At 76.0% G+C, this 25,544-nt stretch carries 26 protein-coding genes and 3 tRNA genes; 16 read left to right on the top strand and 13 right to left on the bottom strand.

The window, feature by feature from the left end; genetic code table 11:
• Window positions 1-35: 35 nt before the first annotated feature.
• The gene (locus FS882_RS17075) at window positions 36-1,613 is read right to left on the bottom strand and encodes an MFS transporter (RefSeq protein ID WP_262348375.1); all 1,578 of its coding nucleotides are present in this window, start codon (window positions 1,611-1,613) and stop codon (window positions 36-38) included.
• Between the two features lie 212 nt (window positions 1,614-1,825).
• Here FS882_RS17075 and FS882_RS17070 point away from each other — a divergent pair, with 212 nt between their 5' ends.
• Complete coding sequence (locus FS882_RS17070; protein ID WP_158374834.1) at window positions 1,826-2,893, top strand: LacI family DNA-binding transcriptional regulator; 1,068 nt, start codon at window positions 1,826-1,828, stop codon at window positions 2,891-2,893.
• 129 nt (window positions 2,894-3,022) lie between these two features.
• On the opposite strand, the gene FS882_RS17065 is transcribed toward FS882_RS17070, so the two are convergent.
• The 6 genes from FS882_RS17065 to FS882_RS17040 form a co-directional block, all read right to left on the bottom strand.
• Window positions 3,023-3,445, bottom strand: coding sequence for a MaoC family dehydratase (locus tag FS882_RS17065; RefSeq protein ID WP_158374833.1), 423 nt, complete (start codon window positions 3,443-3,445; stop codon window positions 3,023-3,025).
• A complete protein-coding gene (locus FS882_RS17060) occupies window positions 3,445-3,894 on the bottom strand; it encodes a MaoC family dehydratase N-terminal domain-containing protein (RefSeq protein ID WP_158374832.1) in 450 nt (149 codons plus the stop codon). The genes FS882_RS17065 and FS882_RS17060 overlap by 1 nt, the downstream gene beginning before the upstream one ends.
• A 19-nt stretch (window positions 3,895-3,913) precedes the next feature.
• Window positions 3,914-4,084, bottom strand: a complete 171-nt coding sequence (gene rpmG, locus FS882_RS17055) for a 50S ribosomal protein L33 (RefSeq protein WP_146839572.1) — start codon at window positions 4,082-4,084, stop codon at window positions 3,914-3,916.
• 78 nt (window positions 4,085-4,162) lie between these two features.
• A tRNA-Met gene (locus tag FS882_RS17050) sits at window positions 4,163-4,239 on the bottom strand.
• 48 nt (window positions 4,240-4,287) lie between these two features.
• Window positions 4,288-4,359 (bottom strand) — tRNA-Thr (locus FS882_RS17045).
• 168 nt (window positions 4,360-4,527) lie between these two features.
• Window positions 4,528-4,609: transfer RNA gene (locus FS882_RS17040), tRNA-Tyr, on the bottom strand.
• Window positions 4,610-4,722: 113 nt separating this feature from the next.
• Between FS882_RS17040 and FS882_RS17035 the strand changes: the two genes are divergently transcribed.
• From FS882_RS17035 to FS882_RS17015, 5 genes are all read left to right on the top strand, one after another.
• Window positions 4,723-5,223 carry a YajQ family cyclic di-GMP-binding protein gene (locus FS882_RS17035; RefSeq protein WP_158374831.1) on the top strand — a complete coding sequence of 167 codons (501 nt, stop codon included), beginning with the start codon at window positions 4,723-4,725 and terminating at the stop codon, window positions 5,221-5,223.
• A 163-nt stretch (window positions 5,224-5,386) separates the two neighbouring features.
• Window positions 5,387-5,857: a WXG100 family type VII secretion target gene (locus tag FS882_RS17030; protein WP_158374830.1), complete on the top strand. Its 471-nt coding sequence runs from the start codon at window positions 5,387-5,389 to the stop codon at window positions 5,855-5,857.
• The gene (locus FS882_RS17025; RefSeq protein WP_158374829.1) at window positions 5,854-6,657 is read left to right on the top strand and encodes a hypothetical protein; all 804 of its coding nucleotides are present in this window, start codon (window positions 5,854-5,856) and stop codon (window positions 6,655-6,657) included. Before FS882_RS17030 ends, FS882_RS17025 begins: the two co-directional genes overlap by 4 nt.
• The gene (locus tag FS882_RS17020; protein WP_158374827.1) at window positions 6,654-8,165 is read left to right on the top strand and encodes a hypothetical protein; all 1,512 of its coding nucleotides are present in this window, start codon (window positions 6,654-6,656) and stop codon (window positions 8,163-8,165) included. Before FS882_RS17025 ends, FS882_RS17020 begins: the two co-directional genes overlap by 4 nt.
• 11 nt (window positions 8,166-8,176) lie before the next feature.
• A complete protein-coding gene (locus FS882_RS17015) occupies window positions 8,177-8,629 on the top strand; it encodes a hypothetical protein (protein ID WP_158374826.1) in 453 nt (150 codons plus the stop codon).
• Between the two features lie 76 nt (window positions 8,630-8,705).
• Here FS882_RS17015 and htpX read toward each other — a convergent pair whose 3' ends face one another.
• A complete protein-coding gene (gene htpX, locus FS882_RS17010) occupies window positions 8,706-9,581 on the bottom strand; it encodes a zinc metalloprotease HtpX (protein WP_158374824.1) in 876 nt (291 codons plus the stop codon).
• A 119-nt stretch (window positions 9,582-9,700) separates the two neighbouring features.
• On the opposite strand from htpX, the gene FS882_RS17005 reads away from it, so the two are divergent.
• From FS882_RS17005 to FS882_RS16995, 3 genes are read left to right on the top strand one after another with little or no spacing between them, the layout of a single operon-like run.
• Window positions 9,701-10,558 carry a transporter substrate-binding domain-containing protein gene (locus FS882_RS17005; RefSeq protein WP_158374822.1) on the top strand — a complete coding sequence of 286 codons (858 nt, stop codon included), beginning with the start codon at window positions 9,701-9,703 and terminating at the stop codon, window positions 10,556-10,558.
• 26 nt (window positions 10,559-10,584) lie between these two features.
• Complete coding sequence (locus tag FS882_RS17000; protein ID WP_158374820.1) at window positions 10,585-11,472, top strand: amino acid ABC transporter permease; 888 nt, start codon at window positions 10,585-10,587, stop codon at window positions 11,470-11,472.
• The gene (locus FS882_RS16995) at window positions 11,469-12,245 is read left to right on the top strand and encodes an amino acid ABC transporter ATP-binding protein (RefSeq protein ID WP_158374818.1); all 777 of its coding nucleotides are present in this window, start codon (window positions 11,469-11,471) and stop codon (window positions 12,243-12,245) included. Before FS882_RS17000 ends, FS882_RS16995 begins: the two co-directional genes overlap by 4 nt.
• A 164-nt stretch (window positions 12,246-12,409) precedes the next feature.
• Here the strand turns inward: FS882_RS16995 and FS882_RS16990 are convergent, their stop codons facing one another.
• A complete protein-coding gene (locus tag FS882_RS16990; protein ID WP_158374816.1) occupies window positions 12,410-13,807 on the bottom strand; it encodes an FAD-dependent oxidoreductase in 1,398 nt (465 codons plus the stop codon).
• A 138-nt stretch (window positions 13,808-13,945) separates the two neighbouring features.
• Between FS882_RS16990 and rarD the strand changes: the two genes are divergently transcribed.
• Window positions 13,946-14,935 carry an EamA family transporter RarD gene (rarD, locus tag FS882_RS16985; RefSeq protein WP_158374814.1) on the top strand — a complete coding sequence of 330 codons (990 nt, stop codon included), beginning with the start codon at window positions 13,946-13,948 and terminating at the stop codon, window positions 14,933-14,935.
• A 45-nt stretch (window positions 14,936-14,980) separates the two neighbouring features.
• Here the strand turns inward: rarD and FS882_RS16980 are convergent, their stop codons facing one another.
• From FS882_RS16980 to eccD, 3 genes are read right to left on the bottom strand one after another with little or no spacing between them, the layout of a single operon-like run.
• Window positions 14,981-16,345 carry a S8 family serine peptidase gene (locus FS882_RS16980; RefSeq protein ID WP_187365346.1) on the bottom strand — a complete coding sequence of 455 codons (1,365 nt, stop codon included), beginning with the start codon at window positions 16,343-16,345 and terminating at the stop codon, window positions 14,981-14,983.
• Entirely contained in the window at window positions 16,342-17,733 is a 1,392-nt protein-coding gene (eccB, locus tag FS882_RS16975) for a type VII secretion protein EccB (RefSeq protein ID WP_158374810.1), read from the bottom strand. Before eccB ends, FS882_RS16980 begins: the two co-directional genes overlap by 4 nt.
• A 3-nt stretch (window positions 17,734-17,736) precedes the next feature.
• Window positions 17,737-19,086 (bottom strand): type VII secretion integral membrane protein EccD, encoded by a 1,350-nt coding sequence (gene eccD / locus FS882_RS16970; RefSeq protein WP_158374808.1) that lies wholly within the window; start codon window positions 19,084-19,086, stop codon window positions 17,737-17,739.
• 378 nt (window positions 19,087-19,464) lie between these two features.
• On the opposite strand from eccD, the gene FS882_RS16965 reads away from it, so the two are divergent.
• The 6 genes from FS882_RS16965 (at window position 19,465) to FS882_RS16940 (ending at window position 23,933) form a co-directional block, all read left to right on the top strand.
• Complete coding sequence (locus FS882_RS16965) at window positions 19,465-19,776, top strand: WXG100 family type VII secretion target (RefSeq protein WP_147795413.1); 312 nt, start codon at window positions 19,465-19,467, stop codon at window positions 19,774-19,776.
• 18 nt (window positions 19,777-19,794) lie between these two features.
• Complete coding sequence (locus FS882_RS16960) at window positions 19,795-20,079, top strand: WXG100 family type VII secretion target (protein WP_147795412.1); 285 nt, start codon at window positions 19,795-19,797, stop codon at window positions 20,077-20,079.
• Window positions 20,080-20,228: 149 nt separating this feature from the next.
• Window positions 20,229-20,615, top strand: a complete 387-nt coding sequence (locus tag FS882_RS16955) for a hypothetical protein (RefSeq protein WP_158374806.1) — start codon at window positions 20,229-20,231, stop codon at window positions 20,613-20,615.
• The gene (locus FS882_RS16950; protein WP_158374804.1) at window positions 20,615-21,931 is read left to right on the top strand and encodes a S8 family peptidase; all 1,317 of its coding nucleotides are present in this window, start codon (window positions 20,615-20,617) and stop codon (window positions 21,929-21,931) included. The genes FS882_RS16955 and FS882_RS16950 overlap by 1 nt, the downstream gene beginning before the upstream one ends.
• Window positions 21,924-23,429, top strand: coding sequence for a hypothetical protein (locus FS882_RS16945; RefSeq protein ID WP_158374802.1), 1,506 nt, complete (start codon window positions 21,924-21,926; stop codon window positions 23,427-23,429). The genes FS882_RS16950 and FS882_RS16945 overlap by 8 nt, the downstream gene beginning before the upstream one ends.
• A gap of 141 nt (window positions 23,430-23,570) precedes the next feature.
• Window positions 23,571-23,933, top strand: coding sequence for a hypothetical protein (locus FS882_RS16940; RefSeq protein WP_158374800.1), 363 nt, complete (start codon window positions 23,571-23,573; stop codon window positions 23,931-23,933).
• 66 nt (window positions 23,934-23,999) lie between these two features.
• On the opposite strand, the gene FS882_RS16935 is transcribed toward FS882_RS16940, so the two are convergent.
• On the bottom strand, window positions 24,000-25,457 hold the full coding sequence (locus FS882_RS16935) for an RDD family protein (protein ID WP_187365345.1): 1,458 nt from the start codon (window positions 25,455-25,457) through the stop codon (window positions 24,000-24,002).
• Between the last annotated feature and the right edge of the window lie 87 nt (window positions 25,458-25,544).

Raw genomic sequence — 25,544 nt, 5'->3', positions numbered from 1 at the left:
GGGGCGGGGTCGGGGCGCGGCGGCCCCGGCCGGGGTCAGGCCGGGCGGGCCGGCTCCGGCACGTGGTCGCCGGCGGGCTCCCGTCGGACGGTACCGGAGGGCACGCACACGGCGTCCTCCCCCGGCAGCTCGAGCGCGGGGACCGCAGCGGGCACGGCGGTGGCGACCACGGGGGCCGCCGGGTCGTCGGGCACGGGGGCGGCGGTGCCCGCGCCGGCGACGCCGTCCGGGCGGCGGACCGTCCGGGCCAGCAGCACCGACGCGACCATCGCCACCGTGATGAGCAGGAGCGCGTGCCGGGTGCCGAGCAGCTCGGCGGCGAGGCCCAGCAGCGGCGGCGCCGCGAGGGACGCCGTCGAGGAGAACGACGAGATGACGGCGACCCGGCTCGCCGCCCGCAGCGGGTCGTCGGACGCGGCGGCGATGCCCAGCGGGACGGTGAGCGCGGCGCCGCAGCCCCAGGCGACGATGCCGACGGCCGCCAGCGGCAGCGACGGCGCGAAGCCGAACAGCAGCAGGCCGCCGAACGACACCAGGCCCGAGGTGCGCAGCACGGTCACGCGCCCGTACCGGTCGATCAGCTGCGTGCCGAGCAGCCGGACCAGGGTCATCGCCCCGACGAACACGCCGAACATCGCGGCGCCCACGGCCTCGACCTGGTCGAACCCGTCGACGACGGCGATCGCCAGCCAGTCGTTCGCGGCGCCCTCCGACAGCGCGGCGGACATGATGACGACGCCGATCAGCAGCGTGCGGGGCTCGCGCCAGGCACCGAGGGCGGAACCCGGGCGGGCGACGCGGCGGACCCGGGCGGCGCGCAGCCGGCCGGCGAGGCCCGCCTCGCGCGGACTGCGGCCCTCCGCGCGGACGTCGCGGGCGGCCGCGAGGGCGGCCCGGTCCGGCGGCAGCGACTCGATGACCGCGCCGGGCACCGACACCAGCCGCCACACGGTGCCGACGACGGCGGTGGCCGCGAACTGGGCGAGCAGCGGGACGTCGGCCGCGGCGCACAGCGCGCCGATGCCGGAGCCCAGCACCGAGCCGATCGAGAACGCGGCGTGGAACTGCGGGAGCACGGTGCGGCCCATGCGCCGCTCGACGGCCGCGGTCTCGACGTTCAGCGGCACGTTGCCGATCGCGAAGCCGACGCCCGACAGGAAGATGCCGACCGTCAGCACGGGGACCGAGCCGATGGTGGGACCGACCCCGATCAGCACGTAGGCGGCGGCGAACGCCACCATCGACACGTACAGCACCGCGCGCCCGCCGAACCGGTTGACCAGCACGCCGGCGACCGACACGGTGGCCAGCGAGCCGATCGAGCCGGCGATGAGCAGGCCGCCCAGCTCCGCGGTCCCGAGGTCGAGGGCCGCGCGGACGGCGGGCAGCCGGGCAAGCCAGCTGGACAGCATGAGGCCGCTCAGCGCGAACAGGCCCATCAGCAGCCACCGGGCGCGGTGCACCGCGGGGTCCACGGGCAGCCGCGGAGTCGACGACGTGGCCCGGCCGGACCGGCCCGGCCGGCGGCCGCCGGTCACGGGCGCCTCAGGGCGGGGTCGGCGGTTGGCCGGGCGGAGGGGGGCGCGCCCGGTGCGGGCCCGCTGCTGGCTCACGGCAGCTCCAGGTCGGTGCAAGGGGGTGGTCAAGAGGTCCCGACCGGGTCGAGGCCCGGTTCGAATCGATTCGATCCAGGCGCCGGAGCGGGCGGGTCGAATCGATTCGGGGGACCGCACCAGTCTGCGGGTACGCTGGCCACGGCGTCAACGACTCACGGGGGACGGTGACGCCCCTCACCCCCGAGCCCCGCACACCCGGAGGCGCCGCGGTGTCCCAGCGACCGACCCTGGCCGACGTGGCCGCCGCCGCCGGGGTCTCGGTCTCGACCGCGTCCCTGGCCTTCTCCGGTGCCGGGCCCATCGCCGAGGCGACCAGGCAGCGCGTCCTCGACGCCGCCGCCGGCCTGGACTACGCCGGGCCGAACCCGCTCGGGCGGCAGCTGCGCAGCGGGCGGTCGGGGATCGTCGGCGTCGTCGTCGGGGACGCGCTGCGCCGGTCGTTCCGTGAGCCGGTGTCGGTGCAGCTGCTCGACGGCCTGGTCGACACGATCAGCCCGCTCGGCCTCGGGGTGCTGCTGGTGCCCGGCTCGCTCGAGCCCGGCGCCCCGGCGGTCGACCCGCTGGTCGAGTCCGCCGCCATGGACGTCGCCGTGCTCATCTGGGGCGGGACGCTGGACGATCCGACCCTGCAGGCGCTGCAGCGCCGCGGGATCCCGCTGGTCGTGGTCGAGGGGCAGGACCTGCCGGGGATCGTGACCGTCGGCATCGAGGACCGGGGGGGCGTCGCGGACATCGCCCGGCACCTGACCGGCCTGGGCCACGAGCGGATCGCGACCGTGACCCTGCCCTTCGGCCCGGACCGGCGCAGCGGGCTCGCCGACGCCGACCGGCTCGGGCAGATCACCTGGTCGATCGCGCGGCGCCGGCTGGACGGCCTGGCCGACGCCGGGGTGACGCCGGTCGCGGTGTACGAGACGCCCGCGTCGCTGGTCGAGCACGGGCACGCGGCGGCGCAGGCGCTGCTGTCGGGCCCCGCGGAGACGCGGCCCACGGCGGTCGTGGCGCAGTCCGACCTGCTGGCGTCGGGGGTCGTGCTGGGCGCGCGGGAGCTCGGGCTGCGGGTGCCGGAGGACGTGTCGGTCGCCGGGTTCGACGGGCTGGACCTGCCCTGGCTCGCGCCGGACGTCCTCACGACCGTGACGCAGCCGATCACGGAGAAGGGCGCGGTGGTCGGCCGGGCCATCGAGGCCCTGCTGGCCGGCGAGACCCCGCCGGACGAGGTCCTGGCGGTCCGGCTGCGCCTCGGCACGACCACGGGCCCGGCGCCGGGCGCCTGACGCCGGCGGGATCGGCGAGGGCTGCCGCGCGCCGCCGCGGGCTGATGCCCGCCCGATCGCCGCGCCACCGCCCGATCGACCCGGGGGCGGCGCGACACGGCGCCGGGACGGCGGTGCGGGCGCGGCGCGTCAGGTGAGGCGGACGAGCGCCTGGCACTTGGCCAGCACGCGGGCGCCCGCGGCGGTGACCGTCAGGTCGATGCGCGCGGTGCGGGTGTCGGCGTCGAGCGCGCCGACCACGGCGACGACCTCGACGGCCGCCGAGCCCGGGTCCGGCACCGGCACGGGCCGGGCGAACCGGGTCTGGTAGTCGACGACCGCGCCCGGGTCGCCGACCCAGTCGGACACGACGCCGACGGCGGCGCCCATCGTCCACATGCCGTGCGCGATGACGCCGGGCAGGCCGACCTCGGTCGCGAACCGCTCGTTCCAGTGGATCGGGTTGAAATCGCCGGACGCGCCGGCGTACCGCACCAGGCGGGACCGGTCGACGGCGAGCTCGCGGCGGCCGACCTCCTGCCCGACGGCCAGCTCCTCGAACGCGGGGGCCATCAGGCGTCCTCTCCGCGGACCGCGAGCGTGGACGTCACCGTGGCGACGGGCTCGCCGCCCTCCGCGGCGATCACGGCGCGGGTCGTCACCATCGACAGACCGGCGCGCTCGGTGACCGCGTCCACGTGCAGCACGGTGACCAGGCGGTCACCGGCGTGGATCGGGCGGTGGTGGATGAACCGCTCGTCGGCGTGCACGACCCGGCTGAAGTCGATGCCCGCCTCGGGGTCCTCGATCAGCTGCGCCTCGGCGCGCTGCGCCACGACGACCGCGAACGTCGGCGGCGCGATCACGTCGGGGTACCCGAGTGCTCGCGCCGCGTCGACGTCGGTGTGGGCCGGGTGCGTCGCCCCGACCGCCTCCGCGAACGCGCGGAGATGCTCGCGGCCGACCTCGTACGCCTCGTTCGGCGGGTACTCGCGTCCCGCGTACTCGGGGTTGACGGCCACGATCAGCGTCGCTGGAAGGTCAGCGGGTCTCGCGGTGCAGCGTGTGACGGCCGTCGCGCGGGCAGAACTTCTTCATCTCGAGCCGGTCGGGGTCGTTCCGACGGTTCTTCTTCGTGATGTAGTTCCGCTCCTTGCACTCCGTGCAGGCGAGCGTGATCTTCGGACGGACGTCCGCGCTCTTGCTGGCCATGGTCTTGCCACCTCTCGCGCCCGAAGCGCTTGGATCTTCGTCGTCGGGCGCCGGCGGACGCCCCACTGGATTCAGTGCTGGTAGCGGGGGCGGGGTTCGAACCCGCGACCTCACGATTATGAGTCGTGCGCTCTCACCAACTGAGCTACCCCGCCTCGGGTGCGCACGCCGGCCAGACGATCCTGGCCTGCGGCACACCACAGAGCCCCGAACGGGATTCGAACCCGTGACCTCTTCCTTACCAAGGAAGTGCTCTACCACTGAGCTATCGGGGCAGCGCGGACCAGGCTACACGGTGCCCGGGGCGGGTGCGAAATCCGTCCCCCGACCCGCGTGATCCCGCAGGCCGGAGCCGGTCGCGCCCCGCACCGGAGCAGGTCGAGCCCGTCCGTGCGTGGCGACGGGGCGCCCTCCGTGAGGAGAGACGCCCCGTCGTCCGTGCGTGGCGGGTGAGGGATTCGAACCCCCGTAGGCGATGCCAGCTGATTTACAGTCAGCCCCCTTTGGCCACTCGGGTAACCCGCCAGGGTGCGCGCCTCGGTGACTGCGTCGCCGGGGTGCGGATGGAAGGATAGCAAGGGTTCGGGCCGGTTCCGAAACCGGCCCCGCACCACCCGCACCACAGGTCAGGAGGAGTCATGGCGAGCGAGTCGTCGTTCGACGTCGTCAGCAAGGTCGACCGCCAGGAGGTCGACAACGCGCTGAACCAGGCCATCAAGGAGATCGCGCAGCGGTACGACTTCAAGGGCGTCGGCGCCTCGATCGCGTGGAGCGGCGAGAAGATCCTCATGGTCGCCAACTCCGAGGAGCGCGTGCGCGCCGTCCTCGACGTGTTCCAGACCAAGCTGATCAAGCGGAACATCTCGCTCAAGGCGCTCGACACCGGCGACGGCGACCCCAAGCCGTCCGGCAAGGAGTACCGCCTGGAGGCCTCGATCAAGGAGGGCCTGTCCTCCGAGATCGCCAAGAAGGTGACCAAGCTCATCCGCGACGAGGGCCCCAAGGGCGTCAAGACGCAGATCCAGGGCGACGAGGTCCGCGTCTCGGCGAAGTCCCGCGACGACCTGCAGGCGGTCATCGCGCTGCTCAAGGGCGCCGACGACATCGACGCAGCGCTGCAGTTCATCAACTACCGCTGACGCGGGCGCAGGCGCTCCGGCGCCGAGATCGCAGGAGGCGTGGGGTTCCGGGTGCCGGAACTCCACGCCTTCTCCCGTCTCGGCGGGGGCGGGGCCGCGGTCGTCCACAGGCGGCGCAGGTCGGCCTGTCGCGGGGCCCTGACCTCTGCTTCGATCGGGTGGCATGACGGCAGGGGGAGATCCGGAGGCGATCCGGCAGCACGCCAGACGGCTGCGCGCGACCGCGGACGACGTGGCCCGCACCGGCGACCGCGTGCGGGCCGGCGCGGGCGTCGAGTGGGTCGGCGTCGCGGCCGACCGGTACCGCGAGCGCCTCGCCGAGCACGCGCAGCGCGTGACGGCCGCGCAGGACGAGCTGCTCGGCACCGCGGGCGCGCTCGACCGGCTCGCCGACGAGCTCGAGTCGCGGCAGGCGGCGATCCGCCGGGCGATGCGGTTCGTCGAGGACCGGCTCGACGACGCCCGGCGCACCGTCGGCCGGCTCGCGGGCGTCGCGGACGGCCTGCTGACCGGCGCCGAGCAGGCGGCGCGCCGGGCCGCCCACGGCGTGCTCGGCACCGTCGCCGGCGGCCTGCCCACCCCCGGCTCCCCCGACTGGTCCGGCGTCGCCGACCGCATCGGGCGGATCCGGTGACGGCGACCCTCGCGCCGCTCGACGGCGGGCTGCGGGCGCGGCTGCGCGAGCGGGACTGGGCCGTCGCGAGCGCGGGCGTCCAGGGGCTGCCCGGCTGGGCGGGGGCGCTGCCGGTCGACCGGGACGGGTCGGCGGTCGAGCCCGGCGGAGCGGACGGACCGGATCCTGTCGACCCCGTGCTGCGTGCCGCGGCCGAGGGCGCAGGCGCCGCGCTCGTCACCGTCGAGGTGGCCGCCGCCGCGGGCGAGCGCGCCCTGCTCGCGGTGCTGTGGTCCGACGCCGAGGCGGGCTCCGGCCTCGCCCGCGGCGTCGACGTCGTGCCCGGCGCCGGCCTCGCGGGCACGACGCCGCGCCCCGGGGTCGAGGTCAGCGCCTTCCCGGCCGAGCGACTGGTCGACGAGGCGCTGCGGCACGTCCCCGCGGCGCCGGTCCGCGTCGCCGCCGCCCCTGCGAGCGTCCCCGAGGAGCTCACCATCGCCCTCGCTCAGGCGATCCGCACCGGCGACACGACGACCGTCGACGCCCTGTGCACCGAGCTCGGCACCGACGGGCCGCCCGCCGTGGTCGAGGCGGCCGTGCGCGGCACCGACGGCAGCCTGGTGGTGTCGGTCGCGAGCCGCGGCCGCACGGACGTCTCGACGCTCAGCATGCTCCGGACGGACGCCGGCTGGGTCGAGCTCACCCGCACCGCCGACGGCCAGGTCGTGCACACCCCGCGCAGCCGCGAGGACGTGCGCGCCGCGCTGCTCTACGACCTGACCGGCCGGTTCGCGACCGCGACGACGGAGGACGGCGCGTGAGCATCAGCGTGAGCGGCGGCGCGGGCGGGATGGGCGCGCGCCTGCAGGACCTGCGCTCCGAGGCCGGGCTGCTCGACGCCGCGGGCGACGACGTCCGGCGGTGGAGCGGGTCCGTCGCGGCCGTCGCGGTGCACCCGGACGTCACCGTCGCGACCCTGCTGTGCCCCGGGGAGGTCGCGGCGGTCGCCGGCTCGGTCGCCGCCGCGACGATCGGCGCGAACGGGCTGCTCGTGGTGAGCACCCGGCTGGAGGGCACCGCCGTGGTGCTACGGGCGTCGGCGACGACGTACGAGCTCGTCGACGCCACCCAGCAGCGGGTGCTGGAGGCGCTGCAGAACGCGGCGGGGTTCACGCTCGGGGCGACGCTGCCGTTCCTGGCGATCGGCGGGACGGTCGTCACTCTGGGGCTCGGCCTCTCCGCGGTGTCGACGCCCGCCCACTGGCCGGCGCTGGTCCTGCTGGCCCGGACCGTCGACCTGACGCAGGCGCCCGGCGCGCTCATGGGCGGGCTCTACGACAACCCCTGGCTCCTCGAGCGCCTGACCGGCATGGCGCCCGGACTGGTGCAGGGCTCGGCGTGGTCGCTCGGGATGCTGCTGGGCGGGCCGCTCGGCGGGGTGACGGTGCCGTACGTGCTGTCCGGGGGACGGTGGCCGACAGGGTCGTACGAGGACGCCGTGGGCGGGCTGATCCACGCGGGCGGGATGTTCGGGCTCTTCCAGGACTCCGGCGAGGTCGGGGTGCGGCAGGTCGAGGGCGACTTCACCGGGCACACGCCCCGCTCGGTCGAGGACATCTTCACGGAGCAGGGCACCATCGGTGAGGGCGAGAACTGGGGGCAGATCCAGATCACCGAGGTGGTCGGGGCCGACGGGAGCTCGTCGTGGATCGTCCAGATCCCGGGTACCCAGCCGTGGGATCCCGTGCGAGGCGACAACCCGGTCGACGTCACGACGAACGTCCGTCTCATGGCCGGCGAGTCGACGCACATGAACGACCAGGTGCGGGCGGCGATGATCGCAGCGGGCGTCGGGGCGGACCACCCGGTCATGCTGACCGGGCACAGCCAGGGCGGGATGACGGCCGCGTCCCTCGCCTCGAACGCCGTCTTCCAGGACCGGTTCACCGTGCAGGCCGTCGTCACCGGTGGTTCGCCCATCGCCCGGTTCGCCATCCCCGACTCCGTGGCCGTGCTGTCGTTGGAGCACGACCAGGACGCCGTCCCGATGCTCGAGGGCCGGGAGAACCCGGACCGGTCCACGTGGGTCACGGTCGAGCGTGACCTGTCGCAGGCGCCGACCGGCCAGCACGACCCGGAGAACCCCGATCGCTCGCAGCCCGCGCTCCCCCGCGACGTGGGAGCCGCGCACGGGACGGACGTCTACGCGCAGACCGGCGCGATGGTCGACGCATCGACGGACCCGTCGGTTCGCGCGTGGCTCGAGCAGCAGCGGTCCTTCTTCGACGGCGCCGGGACGACGACCCGGTGGGATGTGACAGCGCCGTGAGGCGGCCCGGGATGACGGTCCTGCTCGGCACGGCTGTCGCGACCGCCCTCGCGGGCTGCGCGGTGGGACAGTCCGCGAAGCCCAGCGCGCCCGTGCCCGACGACGTCCTGTTCGACCAGGTCGCGGAGCTGCCGGGTGTGAGGTCGTCCGCGATCCGGTGGGAGCGCAACTTCGGGAACACGCCCTTCTACACGGGGACCATCACGGCGGAAGACGCCGCCGACCCGCTCTGCGTGCTCGACGAAGCCCTCGCCGTCCTCTACCAGGGCCGGCAGGACACGTCGCTGCGCGCGGTCGAGGTGGAGCAGGGTGGCACCACGGTGCGCGCAGAGGACCTGGTCGGCGAGACCCCGCTCGGGGAGCGCTACGGCCCCCGCCCCACCGAGCCGCAGCCCACCGCGACTCTGCGCGCCTGCACCCCGCCCTCGCTGGGCGGGCCCACGTCGTCGCCGACCACCCGCTGACGCCGCGTTCGGTGCTCCGAGCCGGGTTCGGTGGTCGCAGGCACCGAACTCGGCCCGAGGTACCGAACCCGTCGGATCAGTACCGCTCCACCCCGCCGTACCCCGCCATGCGCTCCAGCCGCTGGATGCGGTCCGCCATCGGCGGGTGCGTCGCGAACATCCGACCGATCCCCGCGCCCTTGAACGGGTTCGCGATCATCAGGTGCGACACGTCCACGAGGTCCCGCTCCTGCGGCAGCGGCCGCGCGGCGGTGCCCTGCTCGAGCTTGCGCAGCGCCGAGGCCAGCGCGAGCGGGTCTCCGGTGAGGGCCGCGCCGTCCTCGTCGGCGTCGTACTCCCGGGTCCGGCTGATCGCGAGCTGGATGAGCGTCGCGGCGAGCGGGGCGAGGAACACCATCAGGAGCGCGGCGATCGGGTTGCCGCCGCGGTCGCGGTCGTTTCCGCCGCCGAAGAACAGCGCGAACTGCGCGACCGAGGTGATGACGCCGGCCACGGCCGCCGCGATGGACGACGTGAGGATGTCCCGGTTGTAGACGTGCATGAGCTCGTGGCCGAGCACGCCGCGCAGCTCGCGCTCGTCGAGGATCTGCAGGATGCCCTCGGTGCAGCAGACGGCGGCGTTGCGCGGGTTCCGACCCGTAGCGAAGGCGTTGGGCGCGGCGGTCGGCGACACGTACAGCCGCGGCATGGGCTGGCGGGCGGCGGTGGAGAGCTCGCGGACGATCCGGTACATGGCGGGCTGCTCGATCTCCGACACCGGACGCGCGTGCATGGCGCGGATCGCGATCTTGTCGGAGTTCCAGTAGGAGTACGCGGTCATCACCACGCCGAGCAGCGCGAACACGAAGATGTACCGGCCGCCCGCTACGAACGCGCCGATGCCGAGCAGCACCGCCCACAGCACGCCGAACAGCAGCGCCGTCTTCAGGCCGTTGTAGTGCCGGTGCCCCATGTGCGTCCTTCCCGTCCTCGCGGCCGACAACTCGTCCCGCGTTCCAGACAACGCTGCAGGCCGTCCGGCAGTTCCCCTACCCTGACCCCGCAGATCCCGCCACTCCCCGAGGAGACACCGTGCGTACCGTCCGCATCCTGGCCCTGGCCGCCGCGAGCGCGCTGGCGCTCGCGGCCTGCGCGCCCGTCGACGAGGGGACCGACGCCGGCGCGTCGGAGTCCGCGGCGACCGACGGCGCGCTCGACACCCTCACCGACGGCGTGCTGACCATCGGCACCTCCGACCCGGCGTACGAGCCGTGGGTCGTCGGCAACGACCCGAGCAGCGGCGAGGGCTTCGAGGCCGCCGTCGCCTACGCGGTCGCCCAGCAGCTCGGCTACGACGCCGATCAGGTCGAGTGGGTCCCGGTCACGTTCGACCAGATCATCGCCCCGGGTGCCAAGTCGTTCGACTTCGCGATCAACCAGGTGTCGATCAGCCCCGAGCGCGCCGAGAACCTCGACTTCTCGTCGTCGTACTACGACACCGCGCAGGCCGTCGTGACCCTGGAGGGCTCGTCCGTCGCGGGCGCGACCTCCATCGCCGAGCTGAAGGACGCGAAGCTCGGCGCGATGGTCGGCACCACGAGCCTCACGGTCGCGCAGGACGCGATCGACCCGAGCACCGACATCCAGGTGTTCAACGACAACGACCAGGTGAAGCAGGCGCTGCAGGCCGGCCTGGTCGACGCGATCGTCGTGGACCTGCCGACCGCGCTCTACATCACCGCGGCCGAGCTCGACGGCGGTGTCCTCGTCGGCCAGCTCCCCGCCGACGACGCGGCCGGCGCGGACCAGCTCGGCCTGGTCCTCGACAAGGGCTCGTCGCTCACCGAGCCGGTGACCGAGGCTGTCGACACCCTGCGCGAGGACGGCACGCTCGCCGACCTCGAGTCGCAGTGGCTCACCGACGCGGCCGGCGCGCCGGTCCTGCAGTAGTGCCCGCGGGACCCGCGGACCCCGCGATGCCGCCGGACGGCACCCGCCCCGCGTGGGTGCCGTCCGACCGGCAGCGCGAGCGCGACGCCTACCGGCGCGGGCAGACCCGCCGCTCGACGCTGGTCGCCCTGGTCAGCACCGCCGTGGTGGCGGGCGTCGCCGTGCTCGGGCTGGTGAGCTCGCCGGGGTGGCCGCGGGTCAAGCAGTCGTTCCTCGACCCCGAGGTCGCGTGGGCCTCGCTGCCCAAGGTGCTCGAGGGCCTGTGGCTCAACGTGCGGGTCATGGCGGTGTGCGCGGTGATCATCGTCGTCGTGGCGATGCTGCTGGCGCTCGCGCGGACGCTGCGGGGGCCGGCGTTCTTCCCGCTGCGCGCGCTCGCCACCGGGTACGTCGACGTGTTCCGCGGCTTGCCGCTCATCCTCGTGCTGCTGCTGGTGGGGTTCGGCCTGCCGGGGCTGCGGCTGCAGGGCGTCCCGACCTCGGCGGTCGTGCTGGGCGGGCTCGCGCTGGTGCTGACGTACTCGGCGTACGTCGCGGAGGTGTTCCGCGCGGGCATCGAGTCGGTGCACCCGTCGCAGGTCGCCTCCGCCCGGTCGCTGGGCCTCACCCGGGGGCAGACGCTGCGGCACGTGGTGCTGCCCCAGGCGGTCCGGCGCGTGATCCCGCCGCTGCTGAACGACCTGGTGTCGCTGTCGAAGGACTCCGGCCTGATCTCGATCCTCGGCGCGGTGGACGCGGTGCGCGCCGCGCAGATCCAGACGGCGACCTACGCCAACTTCACGCCGTACGTGGTCGCGGGCGTGCTGTTCGTGCTGCTGACCATCCCGCTGACCCGGTTCACGGACGCGCTCGCGAAGCGCGGCGGCTGGCTGGGGTCGCAGAGCGGGCTCGCGGGAGCGGGGGCGATGCGATGAGCGCGCCCGCCGCCCCCTCCCCCGACGTCGTCCCCGCCGGCACCCCGCTGCTGCGCGTCGACCGGGTCCGCAAGGCGTTCGGCGACCACGTCGTCCTCGACGACCTGTCGCTCGACGTCGCGGAGCACCGGGTCGTCGTGCTGATCGGCGCCTCCGGCTCCGGGAAGTCGACGCTGCTGCGGTGCGTCAACCTGCTGGAGGAGGTCGACGACGGCGTCATCGAGGTCGCCGGGGAAGAGGTCACCGACCCCCGGGTCGACGCGAACGCGGTGCGCGCCCGGATCGGCATGGTGTTCCAGGCCTACAACCTGTTCCCGCACCTGCGGGTGCTCGACAACGTGACGCTGGCGCCGCGGCTGGTGCACAAGGTCGGCAAGCGGGAGGCCCGGGAGCGCGCCGCCGCGATGCTGGAGCGGGTCGGGCTGGGCGCCAAGGCGCAGGCGTTCCCCGACGAGCTGTCCGGCGGTCAGCAGCAGCGCGTGGCGATCGCCCGGGCGCTGGTGACGCAGCCGGCGCTGATGCTGCTCGACGAGGTGACGAGCGCGCTCGACCCCGAGCTGGTCGGCGAGGTGCTGGACCTCCTGGGTGAGCTCAAGGACGAGGGCACGACCATGGTCGTCGCCACGCACGAGATGGCGTTCGCCCGGCACGTCGCCGACGAGGTCTGCTTCCTGCACCAGGGCCGGATCCTGGAGCGCGGCCCGGCGGAGCAGGTGCTGGGCGCCCCGCGCGAGCCCCGCACCCAGGAGTTCCTCCGCCGCTTCACGGGCTGACCCCGCGGGCAGGACCTCCCGCGGGCGCGCCCCCGGCCACCCCGTGCGAATGGATCCGTTCGCACGGACACACCCGGGCGTGTCGGTGCGAACGGATCCATTCACTCCCGCGCGCGCACGAAGGGATCCGTTCGCGCCCGTGGTGGCAGAAGGCGCCCCGGGCGTCAGGCCTCGCCCGCCGCCTCGGCCAGGGCGATCCGGACCATGTCCTCGCGCGGCACGACCTTGACCCGCTCGCGGCCGTGCGGCTCGCCGAGGGACCGCTCGTACGCGTCCAGCAGCTCCCAGCCGGCCCAGTGGATCGGGCGGGCGCCCCGCGCGGTCAGGAAGTCGACGACCGCCTGCGGGTCCGGCTCGGTCGCGGACAGGAACGGGTTGCCCGGCTCCGTGATGTCGCCGGCGTCCTCGACCAGGTGCCGGATCGTCTCGCTCGCGTCGGACTTGGTGTGCCCGATCAGGCCGACCGGACCGCGCTTGATCCAGCCCGTGGTGTAGACGCCGGGGACGGGCTCGCCGTCGACGTCCACGACCCGGCCCTCGCGGTTGGCGATGACGCCCTTGGCCTCGTCGAACGGCACGTCCACCAGCGGCGAGCCGAAGTAGCCGACCGCGCGGTACACGGCCTGCACCGGCCAGTCGTGCGTGGTTCCGGTGCCCGCGACCGAGCCGTCGCCGGCCAGCGCGGTGCGCTCGGTGCGCAGCCCCACGACCTTGCCGTCCTCGCCGAGCACCTCGACCGGCTTGTGCAGGAAGTGCAGGTGGATGCGGCGGCTCGCCGTCAGCTCCTCCGGCTCCTTCAGCGTCCAGTCGGTCAGCGTCTTGACGACCTGCTTGGTCTGGTTCGACGAGTGGATGGCGGCCATCGAGCCCTCGTCGAAGTCGAAGTCCTCCGGGTACACGACGACGTCGACGTCCGGCACGTGGCCGAGCTCCCGCAGCTCCAGCGGGGAGAACTTGGCCTGCGCCGGGCCGCGGCGGGCGAACACGTGCACGTCCGTCACCGGGCTGGCCTTGAGGCCGTCGTAGACGTTCTGCGGGACCTCGGTCGGCAGCAGGTCGTCGGCGTGCTTGGCGAGGATGCGGGCGACGTCGAGCGCCACGTTGCCGGCGCCGAGCACCGCGACGTGCTGCGCGGTCAGCGGCCAGGTGCGCGGCACGTCGGGGTGGCCGTCGTACCAGGACACGAAGTCGGCGGCGCCGTACGACCCGTCCAGCTCGATGCCCGGGATCGGCAGGTCGGCGTCCTTGATGGCGCCGGTCGCGAAGACCACCGCGTCGTAGTGCCGGCGCAGGTCCTCCAGCTTGAGGTCGACCCCGTAGTCGACGTTGCAGATCAGGCGGATGTCGCCGCGCTCCAGCACCTTGTGCAGGGCGACGATGATCTGCTTGATCCGCGGGTGGTCGGGGGCGACGCCGTACCGGACCAGGCCGAACGGCGCGGGCAGCCGCTCGATGAGGTCGATGGAGACGTCCAGGCCCGAGCGGCTCAGGATGTCCGAGGCGTAGATGCCGGCGGGGCCGGCGCCGACGACGGCCACACGGACAGGGCGGTTCGAGGTCACGCAGGTGCCTTCCTTCGGGGTCGTGGCCCAGTGTAGGACGCCCTAACCTCTGCCGATCTGCCGCGACTTCCCGCCGTTCTCCGCGCGCGGGCGCGGACGGGGCCGGGGCGCGTCGGCGGGCGGCGCTAGCGTCGGGTCGTGAGCACCCCGTCCCCGTCCCCCACCGACGCGCCGAGCACGACCCCCGCAGCCCCCGCCGCGACCGGTGCCCTCGACCCGCGCGGCCTCGCCGCCGGCGTCGGCGCCTACCTGCTCTGGGGCGTCCTGCCGCTGTACTTCGAGCTGCTGAAGCCGTCGGGCGCCGTCGAGGTCGTGGCGCACCGGGTGCTGTGGTCGCTGGTGTTCTGCGCGGTCGTGCTGTCGGCCACCCGCACCTGGCGGGCGCTCGGCGTGGTGCTCCGGAACCGCCGGACGATGGCCCTGGTGGCAGCGGCGTCCGTGCTCCTCGCGGTGAACTGGCTGACGTTCGTCTTCGCGGCGCTCGGCGGCCACGTCGTGGACGCCGCCCTCGGGTACTTCATCAACCCGCTCGTCACGGTGCTGCTCGCCGTCGTCGTGCTGCGCGAGCGGCTGCGCCGGACGCAGTGGGTGGCGCTCGGGTTCGGCGTCGCGGCGGTCGTCGTCATCACGGTCGGGCTCGGGCGGCTGCCGTGGGTGGCGCTGACGCTCGCCGGGTCGTTCGGGGTCTACGGGCTGCTGAAGAACCGCGTGGGGCGCAGCGTCGCCGCCGCTCCGGCGCTCGCCGCCGAGACCCTCGTGCTGGCGCCCGTGTCCGCGGTGTACCTGGTCTGGCTGGGGACGACGGGTGGCTCCACCTTCGCCGCGACCGGGGTGTGGCACGCGCTCGCGCTGGCCGGGACCGGGATCGCGACGGCGCTCCCGCTGCTGCTGTTCGGGGAGTCCGCGCGCCGGCTGCCGCTGAGCGTCGTCGGCAGCCTGCAGTACCTGGCGCCGGTGCTGCAGCTGGTCATCGGCGTGCTCGTGCTGCACGAGACGATGCCGCCCGCGCGCTGGTGGGGCTTCGGGCTGGTGTGGGTGGCCCTGGTGCTGCTCACGGTCGACGGGGTGCGGACCCAGCGCGCGCAGCGGCTGCGCGCCGCCGCCCCGGCACCCGCGCCGGCCGCCTGACGCGACCGGCCGCGCCGGCCCGCCGTCGACCCGGGAGCAGGAGCGTCAGCCCCGGCCCCGGCGCCGACGCCCCGCCACGCGCGCGGCCAGCGCCGCGAGCAGCACGACCGCGATCCCGCCGATGCCCCACCAGACGGCGCCCGCGCGCGCCCCGGCCAGGGGGTCCTCGCGCGGCGAGACGTCGACGGTCCGCACGTCCGCGGCCTGCGCCGCAGCCCGCCCGTGCACCGGGCTGACCGGGCCGGGCGCCGTGCCGTCGTCCACGAACTCCAGCGCGGCGTCCGGGCGCACGACGCCCCAGCCCACCAGGTCGTCCCGCGCGGCGGGCTGGGCGCGGGCGGCGGTGACCTCGAGCCGGTACGCCCACTGCGCGGGCGTCTCCTCGGGGTACCGCTCGGCGAGCAGCGCCGCCGCCGCGCTGACGTAGGCGGTCGCGAAGCTGGTGGAGGTGCCCTCGCCGGACAGCATGCAGTCGCCGGCCGCGTGGAAGGTGGTCAGGACGTTCGTGCCCGGCGCGGCGACGTCGACGTGCGCGCCGTGGATCGCGTCGCCGGCCGGCCGGTCGTCGACGTCGACCGCCGTCACCGCGAGCACGCCGTCGTACGCCGCCGGGTACCGCGGGCCGTCGGTCTCGTCGCTGCTGGTGTTCCGGTTGCCCGCGCTGGCCACGACGAGGGCACCGGCCGCCGTCGCCCGCCGGACGGCGTCGGCCAGTGCCGGGGTGTCGTTCGGGGTGCTCATCGAGACGTTGACGACGCGGGCACCCGCGGCGACCGCGGCGTCGATGCCCGCGGCCATCCGCGTCGCGTCCGGGGCGACGCCCTGCTCGCGGGCCTGGTCGTCGTCGGCGTAGTAGACGCGGACCGGCAGGATCGTGGCGGCCGGCGCGAGGCCCACGACGCCGGACCCCAGGTCGTCCCGCCAGCGGGCGGCGATCTGGCCGGCGACGGCCGTGCCGTGCCCCGCGGTGTCCGTCCGGCCCGCCGGGTCGCCGGCGACCCCGACCAGGTCGACACCCGGGACCACCGCGTCGGTCAGGTGCGCGTTCCCGGGGTCCACCCCGGAGTCGACGACCGCGACCAGCACCCCCGCGCCGGTGGCCGATCGCCACGCGCGCTGGGCCGCGAGCCGGGTCAGCGCGGGCGGGGCCTCCGCGACGTACTGGGTCTTCTCCTGGGTGCACTGGGTGGTCGTCGCGGCGGGGACCCGCGCGGCGGCCGCGGGCGGGCCGGCGAGCGCGACGCCCGCGGCGGGCCCGGCGAGCAGGAGCGCGGCGGCGAGGCCGGCCAGGGTCGTCCGCGGCGCGGTGCGCCGGGCGGCGTGGTGCGTCGAGCCGCGCGCCGGGCGCCCGCCGGACCGCCGAGCGGGACGGGCCGGGCCGCGCCGCGCGCCCGCGGGGACGCCCGTCACGGGGCCCCGGCGCCGGTGCCCGCGTCCGTGGCGCCGGTCGCCGCCGCCGTCCCGCCGGAGACCTCGGTCGCGGCGGCCTCGACGGTCAGGTCCGGCCCCGTCGGCAGCAGGTCGGCCCACGCCGGCGGCACCCGCGTCACGTCGTCCGGCGCGTAGCCGAGCCGGGCCAGGACCTCGTCGCTCGCGTCCGGCACCGGGTAGGCCCGCCCGGAGCCGTCGACGAGCCGCACGGTCGCGGCGGCCCCGGCGGTCGTCTGGGCACGGACCAGCGCCCCCGAGCCCGGGGCCACGCGCACGCCGGCGACGACCTCGGAGGCGTCACGCAGCACGAGGTCGACCCGGTCGGCGTCGCCGGTGGTGAGCACCACGCACGCCGTCGAACCGGCTGGCGGCAGCGTCGGCACCGTGGCCGGCAGGTCGTCCGGGGCCACGGGCGTCGCCGAGGTGCGGACGGCCGCGATCTCCGAGGCGGTGACCTCCAGCGGCCGCGCGGCGAGCTCGCCGGCGCCCAGCAGGTACAGCGGGTAGGCGAGGTCGGACAGCGGCGCGAGCTCGCCCTTCGCGTCCACGACGTAACGCCGGGCGCCGTCGCCGACGCCGGTCACCTGGACGAGCGTGCCGACCCGGGTGTCGATCGGCAGCCCACCCTCGGGGAGCGCGGCGGCGCCCGCGCCCGCGACGGTGAGCGGCGCCAGGTCGGAGCCGGCCGGCACCAGGTTCAGCCAGTCCGCACCCGCGGCGAGCGGGGTCGCCGTGTCCAGGCCGAGCGCGCGCAGCACGGCGGCCTCGTCGCCGGCCGGGATGCGGTGCCGGGTGCCGTCGGACACCAGGTACAGCGTCCCGGCGGCCTGCACCAGCGCGCCGGCGCCGGGGTCGGCGACCGGGGCGGGGGCGTCGGGGTCGATCGTCAGCGCGGTGCCGCCGTCGGGCGCGACGCACGCCTGCCAGCCCGTGGCGGCGAGCCGGCTCGCGAGCGGCAGCTCGTCGGGCGCGCCGGCGATGCCGAGGGTGGCGCCGCGTGGGGCGTCGGTGATGTCGTCCTCGCTCACGTCGACCACGTGGAACGAGCCCGAGTCGAGCACCAGACGGGCGCTCGTCACGTTGAGCACCGGGTGCAGCGTGCCCTGGATGCCGACGTACCGGCTGCCGTCGCCCTCGACGATGATCAGCGACTGGTCGTCCCAGCCGTCCGGCAGGGTCGGGCTGAGCAGGCCGAAGCCCAGGCTCCCGAGCACCAGCAGCACGGACAGCGAGACACCGGCGACGACGCCGCGCAGCGGCTTGGTGGGCTCGAGCTCCCGGCCGCCGGGCGCGCCGCTGGTGAACGCGGTGAGCAGGCGACGGCGGCTGTAGCTCTGCGCCTCGACGAGGTCGCGCTTGGACGCCACGGGTCAGACCAGCCCCGCCGCGACGACGCCGAGGGGCAGCAGCAGCGCCAGGCAGGCGATCTCCAGGAAGTCGCCGAGCCGCGCCAGGCCGACGCGGCGGCGGGGGGCGACCAGGCCCAGGCCGACGACGACCGCGGCGGCGGCGCCGGCCACGCCCACGAGCGCGGGGCGCCAGGCCGGGTGCTGCGCGGCGGCCACGACCGCGACGACGACCAGCAGCGCCACCGACAGCCCGACCGTGAGCAGCACGTCGAGCCGCGAGTAGGTCTGGCGCGTCGCGAGCAGCAGGCCCGCCGCCGCGAGCACCAGCAGGACGGTTCCGGCGACGCCGGTCGCGACGACCGCCGGCGCGGCGACCACGGCGAGCACCCCGATCGCGACCCGCAGCGACACCTGGATGCGGTGCCCCGCCGCGAGCTGCGAGCGCACGCGCGCGGACTGCACCGCGGGCGGGTCGGCGAGGATCTCGGCCTCGTTGCGCGGCGACACCACGCGCAGCGGCGTGCTCGACAGCGCGAGCCACGGGACGCCGATGCTCGCGGTGGCGACGACGGCCACGACCACCGCGAGCACCTCCCCGGGGCGGGCGTCGGTGAGCGCGATCGCGGTGCCCGCGACGGCGAGCGCGAGCCCGCCGGCCAGCGGCGCCGCGCTGAGCTCCCGGCGGTCGACGAGCGCGGGCATCCCCAGCAGGCCGGCGACCAGCACCCCCGTCCCGGCGAGCGCCGCGGGCCAGCCCCACGAGGGCGGCGCGGAGGTGGCGGTCAGCCCGGCGACCGCGGCCAGCACGGGCGCGGTCAGCACGAGCACCCGGCCCGCGGCGGGCTCGGTGCCCACCCGGCCGACGACGGCCCCGGCCACCAGCGCGAGGACCGCGGCCAGCGCGGCGACCACCGGCGGCACGAGCGACGCCTGGTCGGCGCCGAGCAGCAGGGCGGCCCCGGCGAGCAGCAGCGCGCCCGCCGCCCACGCGGCGCTCAGCGCGGAGTCGCGCGGCGTCCACGGGGCGTACTGGTTCTCCACCGCGTCGGCCACGGCCTCCACGACGTCGTCGTAGATCCGCTCCGCCTCGCGGCGCGCGCCGGACTCGAGCGTGAGCACGGCGCCGTCCTCGACGCCCTCGGCCAGCAGGCTGCGGGCGGAGTCGACGGGCGTGCCGTCGGCCCGCACCAGGCGGTACCCGCCGTGCGCGGTGGCGGCGTCCAGCAGGCCCAGCGCGCGGGCCAGGCCCGGGACCACCTCGGCCATCGGCACGGCGCCCGGGATGCCGAGGTCGAGGCGGCGGTCCCCGGCGGTCACCGACACCCGCACGAGCGTCCCCACGGACGTCGTGCTGACGGGTGCGTCTGTCATCGGGTCCCCTGTACTCCCTGGGCAGGTCGGCGGTCAGCATAGCGACGGCAGCCGATCCCGCCCGCGGGGCGCACGGGTGGGCGCGGCCGTCCGGGTGGACTCGTGGGCCCGCCGCCCGGTCGGCCGTCCCCCGCGCGGAGGGCGTCGTGCCCGGCAAATGGGACACCGGGTGACAGAGCACGCGGCCCGACTGGGCCGAACGGGTGATCCATGACACCAGTCAGCGTGGTTGTCCACAGGGAGGGTGATCTCACCTGACGCGTCCGCGACCTGTCGGTTAGCCTCGTCGCGGTTCCGGGGTCGAGTGAGCTCGGGCACAGGCGGCGCCGCAGGGGTGCACGTCAGGCAGGCCCACCGGGCCGTGTAGGGGGAGGTGACATGGCAGCAGAGGTCTCCGCAGCAGACGGCGCGCTCAAGCAGGGCGCCGACGCCGTGGTCCAGAGCCGTGGGGAGCTGCAGCGCGAGCTGAGCGCCCTCGAGGGCAAGCTGTCCGGCATCGGGTCGCACTGGCAGGGCCAGGGCGCCGTCGCGTTCAACGCGCTGATGGCCCGGTGGCGCGAGGACGCGAACAAGATCGTGTCCGCGCTCAACGAGTTCGAGGCCAACCTGCTCACCTCGCAGTCGACGTACACCGCGTCGGACGAGTCGCAGCAGTCCACCTTCAGCCGCCTTCAGGGCCGGCTGGGCTGACCGGGAGAGGACGAGACGATGGCTGACCTCAAGGTCAACTTCGGTGGTCTGTCGACCGCCGCCGCCGACATCCAGTCGAGCGCGAGCAACATCGAGTCCCGCCTGGCGGACCTCGACCGCTCCCTGCAGCCGCTCCGGGCCAACTGGTCCGGCGAGGCGTCGACCGCCTACACCGCCGCGAAGGCGAAGTGGGAGGCCGCGCTGACCGACATGAAGGCGCTGCTGGCCGACGTCGGCCGCGCGGTGTCGACCTCCGGCGAGGAGTACCAGTCCACCGAGCGGGCCAACGCCGCCCGCTGGTGAACCACCCCGGCGCCGCGCCCCGCGCGTGACGCCGACCCAGCACGACCCGCGCGGTCGCGCCCGCCGTCACCCACGACGGCAGCGGCGCGACCGCGCGGCCATCGCGTCGCAGGGGGCGACGCGCACGAGACTTCTTGCGGAGGACGGACGTGGCAGGCGACGTCGAGGTCAGGACCCAGGTCCTGCAGGCCCGGCTGGGGCAGCTCGTGACGCTGTTCGACGACACGGACCGGCTGAAGGGGCAGATCTCGCGGCTCCGCGAGGGTCAGGCCGGAGCGTGGCCGGAGATCCCGAGCGTGCAGGCGTTCGCAGCGAGCTTCCGCCACGCGCTCCAGGCGCGGGAGGACCGCCTCGAGTCGATCCGCACCGCCATCGACGCGTGCCGCCAGGCGCTCGCCGACAGCGCGCTCTCCCTCGAGCAGCAGGACGCCGCCGTCGAGGAGCAGCTGCGCCTCCTGGCCGAGCGGCTGGACGCGGCGCCGTCGACGAACACCGCGACGAGCCACGGCGCACCGAACGTGACCCGGTCGTTCTGATGCCGCGCCCGACGGCGCGCCTCGGCCGTTCTCTCGCCGCCGCGTGCGCGCTCGCGGCGGCCGCCGCCGCCTCACCCGCGGCGGCCGTGGCCGCCGTGCCCGGCTCCGACGACGGCCGGTGGTACTACGAGGCGACGGGCCTCGCCGAGATCCACCAGCGCACGACGGGCGAGGGCGTGACGGTCGCCGTGCTCGACGGACGCGTGAACACCGCCGCTCCCGACCTGGCCGGTGCGGACGTGCAGCCGCACGAGCCCGCCTACTGCGCTCCAGAGGTGGGCGGCGAGCCGTACGCCGCGACGACGACCGACCCGGACGGGCGGCACGCGACGTCCATGGCCACGATGATCGCCGGCACCGACGCCGGCACCGGCGGCGCGGAGGGCATCCCTGGGGTCGCACCTGGGGTGACCCTGCGCACGTACGCCATCATCGTGGACGGAGCGTGCCAGACGCCCGCCGACCAGGACTGGTCGCAGGACGACGCGATGCGCGACGCCCTCGCCGAGGGTGCGGACATCATCGCCGTGCCCGGCTCGAACAACATCACGTCGGCCGCGGTCGCGGACGCCCTGCGCGCCGGCGCCATCGTCATCGGTGCGGGCGGCAACGACGGGGCGATCAGCGGCATGCCCGCCGTGGCCAACGGAGTCGTGACCACGGGGACGGTGACGTCCGACGCGACGCTGGCCGAGGGCAGCCCGGTCGGGAGCAAGCTGAGCGTCGTCGCGCCTGGCGCCGGCATCCGCGCTCTCTCGGGGACGTGGGACGCCTACCAGACGACGACGGGTTCCTCGAACGCGACGGCGTACACCGCCGGGGTCCTGGCGCTGCTCTGGTCGCTCCACCCGGAGGCATCCGCCGGGCAGCTCCTCCAAGCCCTCGTCCACACCACCGACGGCGAGGTGCGCGACACCCCGGCGCACGACTGGGAGTGGGGCTACGGCACGGTGAGCGTCCGCACTCTGCTCTCGGTGGACCCGACGAGCTACCCCGATGAGAACCCGTTCCTGCTCGACGACGGCCGTGAGCCCCTGGTGTCCGACGTGCTCGGCACGTCCGGTGATGCCCCGACCGCCGGGCCCGAGGACGACGCGAGCGCCCCACCCGTGACCGACGACAGCGCTGCGGCGACCGACGACACCACGGATGCCTCCCCGGGCTTCCCCGTGGTTCCGGTGGTGGCGGGCGTCATCGCCCTGGTCGTCGTCGGCGGCATCGTGATCGCCGTCGTCCTGGGGCGACGCCGCCACCCAAGATCCGGAACCGACCCGCATGACACGCCGACCAACTACTCAGGGGGACATCATGGGTGACCAGGCCGACCAGCTGGGCCGTGCCCGCGACGCCGACCTCGGGGTCCTGGACTCCTCGGTCCGACGGCTCTCCTCGTACTCCGCCGGCATGGAGACGACCGTCGACGGGCTGCGGGGGGTCGGGTCCGACACCGGGATCGACGGTGCGAGCTCCGACGCCGCGCTCGAGCACTTCGCCCGGCTCGCGCGCGAGGTCGCGACGGTCGCGGACGACCTGGACGCGCTCGCCCAGGCGGGCGCGTCGGCGACGTCCGCCATCGTCGCGGCCAAGCAGGCGTACGCCGACCTCCCCCCCGGGGAGCTGAGCGCCGCCGAGCGCGTGGGGCTGACCGCGGCCACCACGGTCGCCCTGCCCGGGATCGGTCCGGTTACCGGCGTCGTCGCCGGCGAGGTCCTCTCTCGTCAGCGGGAGCAGCGGCGCGAGGCGGAGGCCGCGGCTGCACTGCGTCAGCTCGACTCGGCGATCGACTCGATCTCCATGCCCTCGGACTCCCGCGACAACGTCGACAGCCCGTCGACGGGTTCGACCGGCCCGACGGGTGGGCCGACTTCTGGCTCCGGCAGCCCCGGCGTCTCCGGCGGCTGGTCCGGTGGCTCGTCCGGTGGCGCCGGCCGCGGCGTCGACTCCTACTCCCCCGGCACGAGCGCCAGCGCGGGCCTCGTCGGGTCGTCCTGGACACCCGGCGCCTCGGTCGGCGGGGTGCCGACCGGCTCGGGCGGTCACGGGGGCAACGACTCCGGCGTCGGCTCCGTGGGCAAGGACCCGATCTTCACCGGCGGCGGTTCGACCGGTGGCGGCGGCTCGACCGGCGGCGGCGGCTCGACCGGCGGCGGCAGCGGCCTCGGCGGCGGGCACGTCCCCGGTTCCGGTGACGGCACGTCCTCGGACGGCCTCGTCGGCGGCACGGTCCCCGGTGGGTCCGGCGCGGGCGGCGGCACGTTCCTCGGCGGGTCCGGCTCGTCGGGCACCAACGGCGCGAACGGCCTCGCCGGTCTGGGCGCGGGCGGCCTCGCCGGCGGTCTGACCGTGGGTGGCGCGGCCCTCGGTGGCGCGGGCCTGAACCGGCTCGCCGCCGGCGGCGGTGCTGGTGGTCTCGGTGGCGTCGGCAGCCTCGGTGGCGCTGGCGGCGTCGGCGGCCTGGGTGCCGGCACAGGCGTCCCGCTCGGCACGGTCGGCGCCGGCACCTCCGGCTCTGGTCTCTCCGGCTCCACGTCCGCCCTGGTCCAGGGCTCGCAGGCCGGTGCCACGGGCGCCGGCGCGTCGGGCGCTCGTACCGGCGGCATGGCGGGCGCCCCGATGGGTGGCGGCGGTGGCGCGGGCGCGGCGAAGGGCTCCAAGCGCCGTACCTCCGGTGGGCTGCTCGCCCCGGACATCGACGTCGACGAGGGCGGGGAGCGTCCCGACCTCGGGGCTGCCGCCCGCGCCGGCGGGCGGGACTCGCTCCGGTCCGCCGCCCCGGTGTCCGCCGTCGCGGACGACGACCAGGACGACTGGTGACCTCGCACGGCCGGCGGATCCGCGGCGTGAGCCGTCCCGCCGGCCGCGGGTCGTCCCCGACGACCGGCACCACCTAGCGCTCCCTCCCGGGCCCGCCCACCGCCCCTAGGGTGGCGTCGCGGGCCTGCCACGGTGGGTCGCGTGGACGACGACCCCGCCGCACGGCGCCTCGCGTGGCTGCCCGACTCCGGCACGTACGAGCGGTGGCCCGCGCTGGCGCACGCGGCGGCGGACTCCGCGGGCCACGACCACGGGGCCACCGGCGGCACCGTCCCGCTGCTGAACGCCCGGCGGGTACCCGCGGGCGAGCACGACGACGTCGCGGACCCTGCCCCTGCCGTGGCGGTGCTGCGGTGGGCGACCGGCGAGGAGCGGACCGCGACGGAGGTCCTGGAGCGGTGGACCGACCAGGACGGGGTCGCGCTGGTCCGGGTCAGGGTGCGCGATCCGCGTGTGCTGACCGCAGCCGTGTGGCTGCCCGCGGCGGACGTGGCGCCCGCCTGAGGGCGAGGCCCGCCCGGGCCGTCGCCCGCCGGCCGCGCGAGGTCCACCGCCGGCCGCGGCCGTCCCTCAGCCCCGCGCCGCCCCCGGCGCGTCGATCCGCACCCCGCGGTCCCCCACCTGGATCGTCGACCCCGACGGCACCAGCACCCGCTGGTCCGCCGGCACCGGCACGACCCGCCCGCCGGGCAGCCGCAGCGTGGTGCCGTTGCCGGAGCCGGCGTCGGACACCCAGAACGTGCCGTCCTCGATCCCGAACCGCGCGTGCGTGCGCGAGACGCTGCGCTCCGGGTCGTCCACCACGACGACGTGGTCGCACCGCTCGCCGGCTGCCGGACGCGGCGCCCGGCCGATGAGCCCGGGGCCGGTGACGGACATGACCTCACCGGTGTCGAGGGTGACCAGGAACGGCGACGGCTGCGCCTGGTGGTGCACCACGCGCGGGGCTGCGGGCTCCGGGGCCGGCCGGGCCGGGACCACCGGGCGGATGCCGACCGACGCGGCGTCCGCGGCGGGCTGCACCGCTGCGGCCGGGGGCTGTGCCTGGGGCGCCGCCGGGACCGCGGACGCCTGCTCGGCCGCGGCACGCGCGGCCCGACGACCGGTCGGGGCTCCCGCGCCGCCGTCGGCCGGCGTGGCCAGCGGCGCGGGCGCCACCGGCACGGGCGGCTGGAGAGCCGTGGTCGGCGAAACGGCGGTGGTGGTGGCGGCCGGAGCGACCTGCTGCGGCTGGGGGCGCTGCGCCGGCGAGGCGAGCACCGGGGGCCTTCCGGCCGCCGCACCCGTGGTCTGCTGCTGCGGCACGCCCCCGGCGCCGACCTGCGCGGCCGCGCGCGGCGCCGCCCCGACCGCCACGGCCCCCGCGCGCTCCTCGACCTCGGCGGCCTCCTCCACGGCCCGCTCGTGCGCCCGCACGTCCACGACGACGGCGCGCCCCACGCGGTCGTGCCACGCCTGCGCCCGCCCGGTCTTGTCGAACGCCCCGGACGCGACGACCACCCACTGCCCCAGACCCGCGGCGGCGTGTCCGGCGGCGAGCACCAGCCCGCGCAGGAACGCGCGCGCTGGGCCGACCGAGTACGGCGTCTCCTCGCGCGCGGTGCGCAGCCCGAGGACGGTGTTGCCGAGCGTCCGTCCGGTGTGCGCCTCCCAGACCAGCACGCCGACGGCGAGCTCGACGACGACCAGCGCCGCCAGCAGCCAGGAGCCGGTCCAGGCGAGCAGACCGCCCGCGACCGCACCGACGGCGACGGCGTCGACCGCGTAGGCCAGCACGCGGCGGCCGGGGCCGGCCGGAGTCGCGTCGCCGAACGCCGGGTGCAGCACGGCGGGGCGCGGCTCGCGCGGCCGGGCGTCGCCGCGGGCCCGGCCTTGGGCGCCCTCGACGACCGTGACGGTGGCGTCGGGCTGGGCCGGGGTGCCGCAGGCGGTGCAGAACCGGGCGTCGGGGGCCAGCGGCCGGTGGCAGCTCGCGCAGGTGCGGACGGCGACGGTGCCGACCGGGATCGCGCTCATCGTCTGGTCCACGTCGGCTCCCCCGTCGTCGCTGTCGTGCTGCTCCCCTGTGGCTGCCCCGCCCCGCCGCGGGCCACGCGGGCCACGCCGCCGCTGCCC

It is taken from the genome of Cellulosimicrobium cellulans, from assembly GCF_007679345.1.
GTDB classification, from domain to species: Bacteria; Actinomycetota; Actinomycetes; order Actinomycetales; family Cellulomonadaceae; genus Cellulomonas; species Cellulomonas cellulans_A.
Note: the sequence above shows the minus strand (reverse complement) of the source record. Positions and strands in the feature narration are given on the sequence as shown.

What these genes read in the sequence shown, in the direction of transcription:
- FS882_RS16960 (WP_147795412.1), top strand. Translation starts at nt 19,795, where the DNA reads ATGGCTGACCTCAAGGTCAACTTCGGTGGTCTGTCGACCGCCGCCGCC.
- eccD (WP_158374808.1), bottom strand. Translation starts at nt 19,086, where the DNA reads ATGACAGACGCACCCGTCAGCACGACGTCCGTGGGGACGCTCGTGCGG.
- FS882_RS16995 (WP_158374818.1), top strand. Translation starts at nt 11,469, where the DNA reads ATGAGCGCGCCCGCCGCCCCCTCCCCCGACGTCGTCCCCGCCGGCACC.
- rpmG (WP_146839572.1), bottom strand. Translation starts at nt 4,084, where the DNA reads ATGGCCAGCAAGAGCGCGGACGTCCGTCCGAAGATCACGCTCGCCTGC.
- FS882_RS17000 (WP_158374820.1), top strand. Translation starts at nt 10,585, where the DNA reads ATGCCGCCGGACGGCACCCGCCCCGCGTGGGTGCCGTCCGACCGGCAG.
- FS882_RS17035 (WP_158374831.1), top strand. Translation starts at nt 4,723, where the DNA reads ATGGCGAGCGAGTCGTCGTTCGACGTCGTCAGCAAGGTCGACCGCCAG.
- FS882_RS16950 (WP_158374804.1), top strand. Translation starts at nt 20,615, where the DNA reads ATGCCGCGCCCGACGGCGCGCCTCGGCCGTTCTCTCGCCGCCGCGTGC.
- FS882_RS16945 (WP_158374802.1), top strand. Translation starts at nt 21,924, where the DNA reads ATGGGTGACCAGGCCGACCAGCTGGGCCGTGCCCGCGACGCCGACCTC.
- FS882_RS16965 (WP_147795413.1), top strand. Translation starts at nt 19,465, where the DNA reads ATGGCAGCAGAGGTCTCCGCAGCAGACGGCGCGCTCAAGCAGGGCGCC.
- FS882_RS17030 (WP_158374830.1), top strand. Translation starts at nt 5,387, where the DNA reads ATGACGGCAGGGGGAGATCCGGAGGCGATCCGGCAGCACGCCAGACGG.
- htpX (WP_158374824.1), bottom strand. Translation starts at nt 9,581, where the DNA reads ATGGGGCACCGGCACTACAACGGCCTGAAGACGGCGCTGCTGTTCGGC.
- FS882_RS17015 (WP_158374826.1), top strand. Translation starts at nt 8,177, where the DNA reads ATGACGGTCCTGCTCGGCACGGCTGTCGCGACCGCCCTCGCGGGCTGC.
- FS882_RS17065 (WP_158374833.1), bottom strand. Translation starts at nt 3,445, where the DNA reads ATGGCCCCCGCGTTCGAGGAGCTGGCCGTCGGGCAGGAGGTCGGCCGC.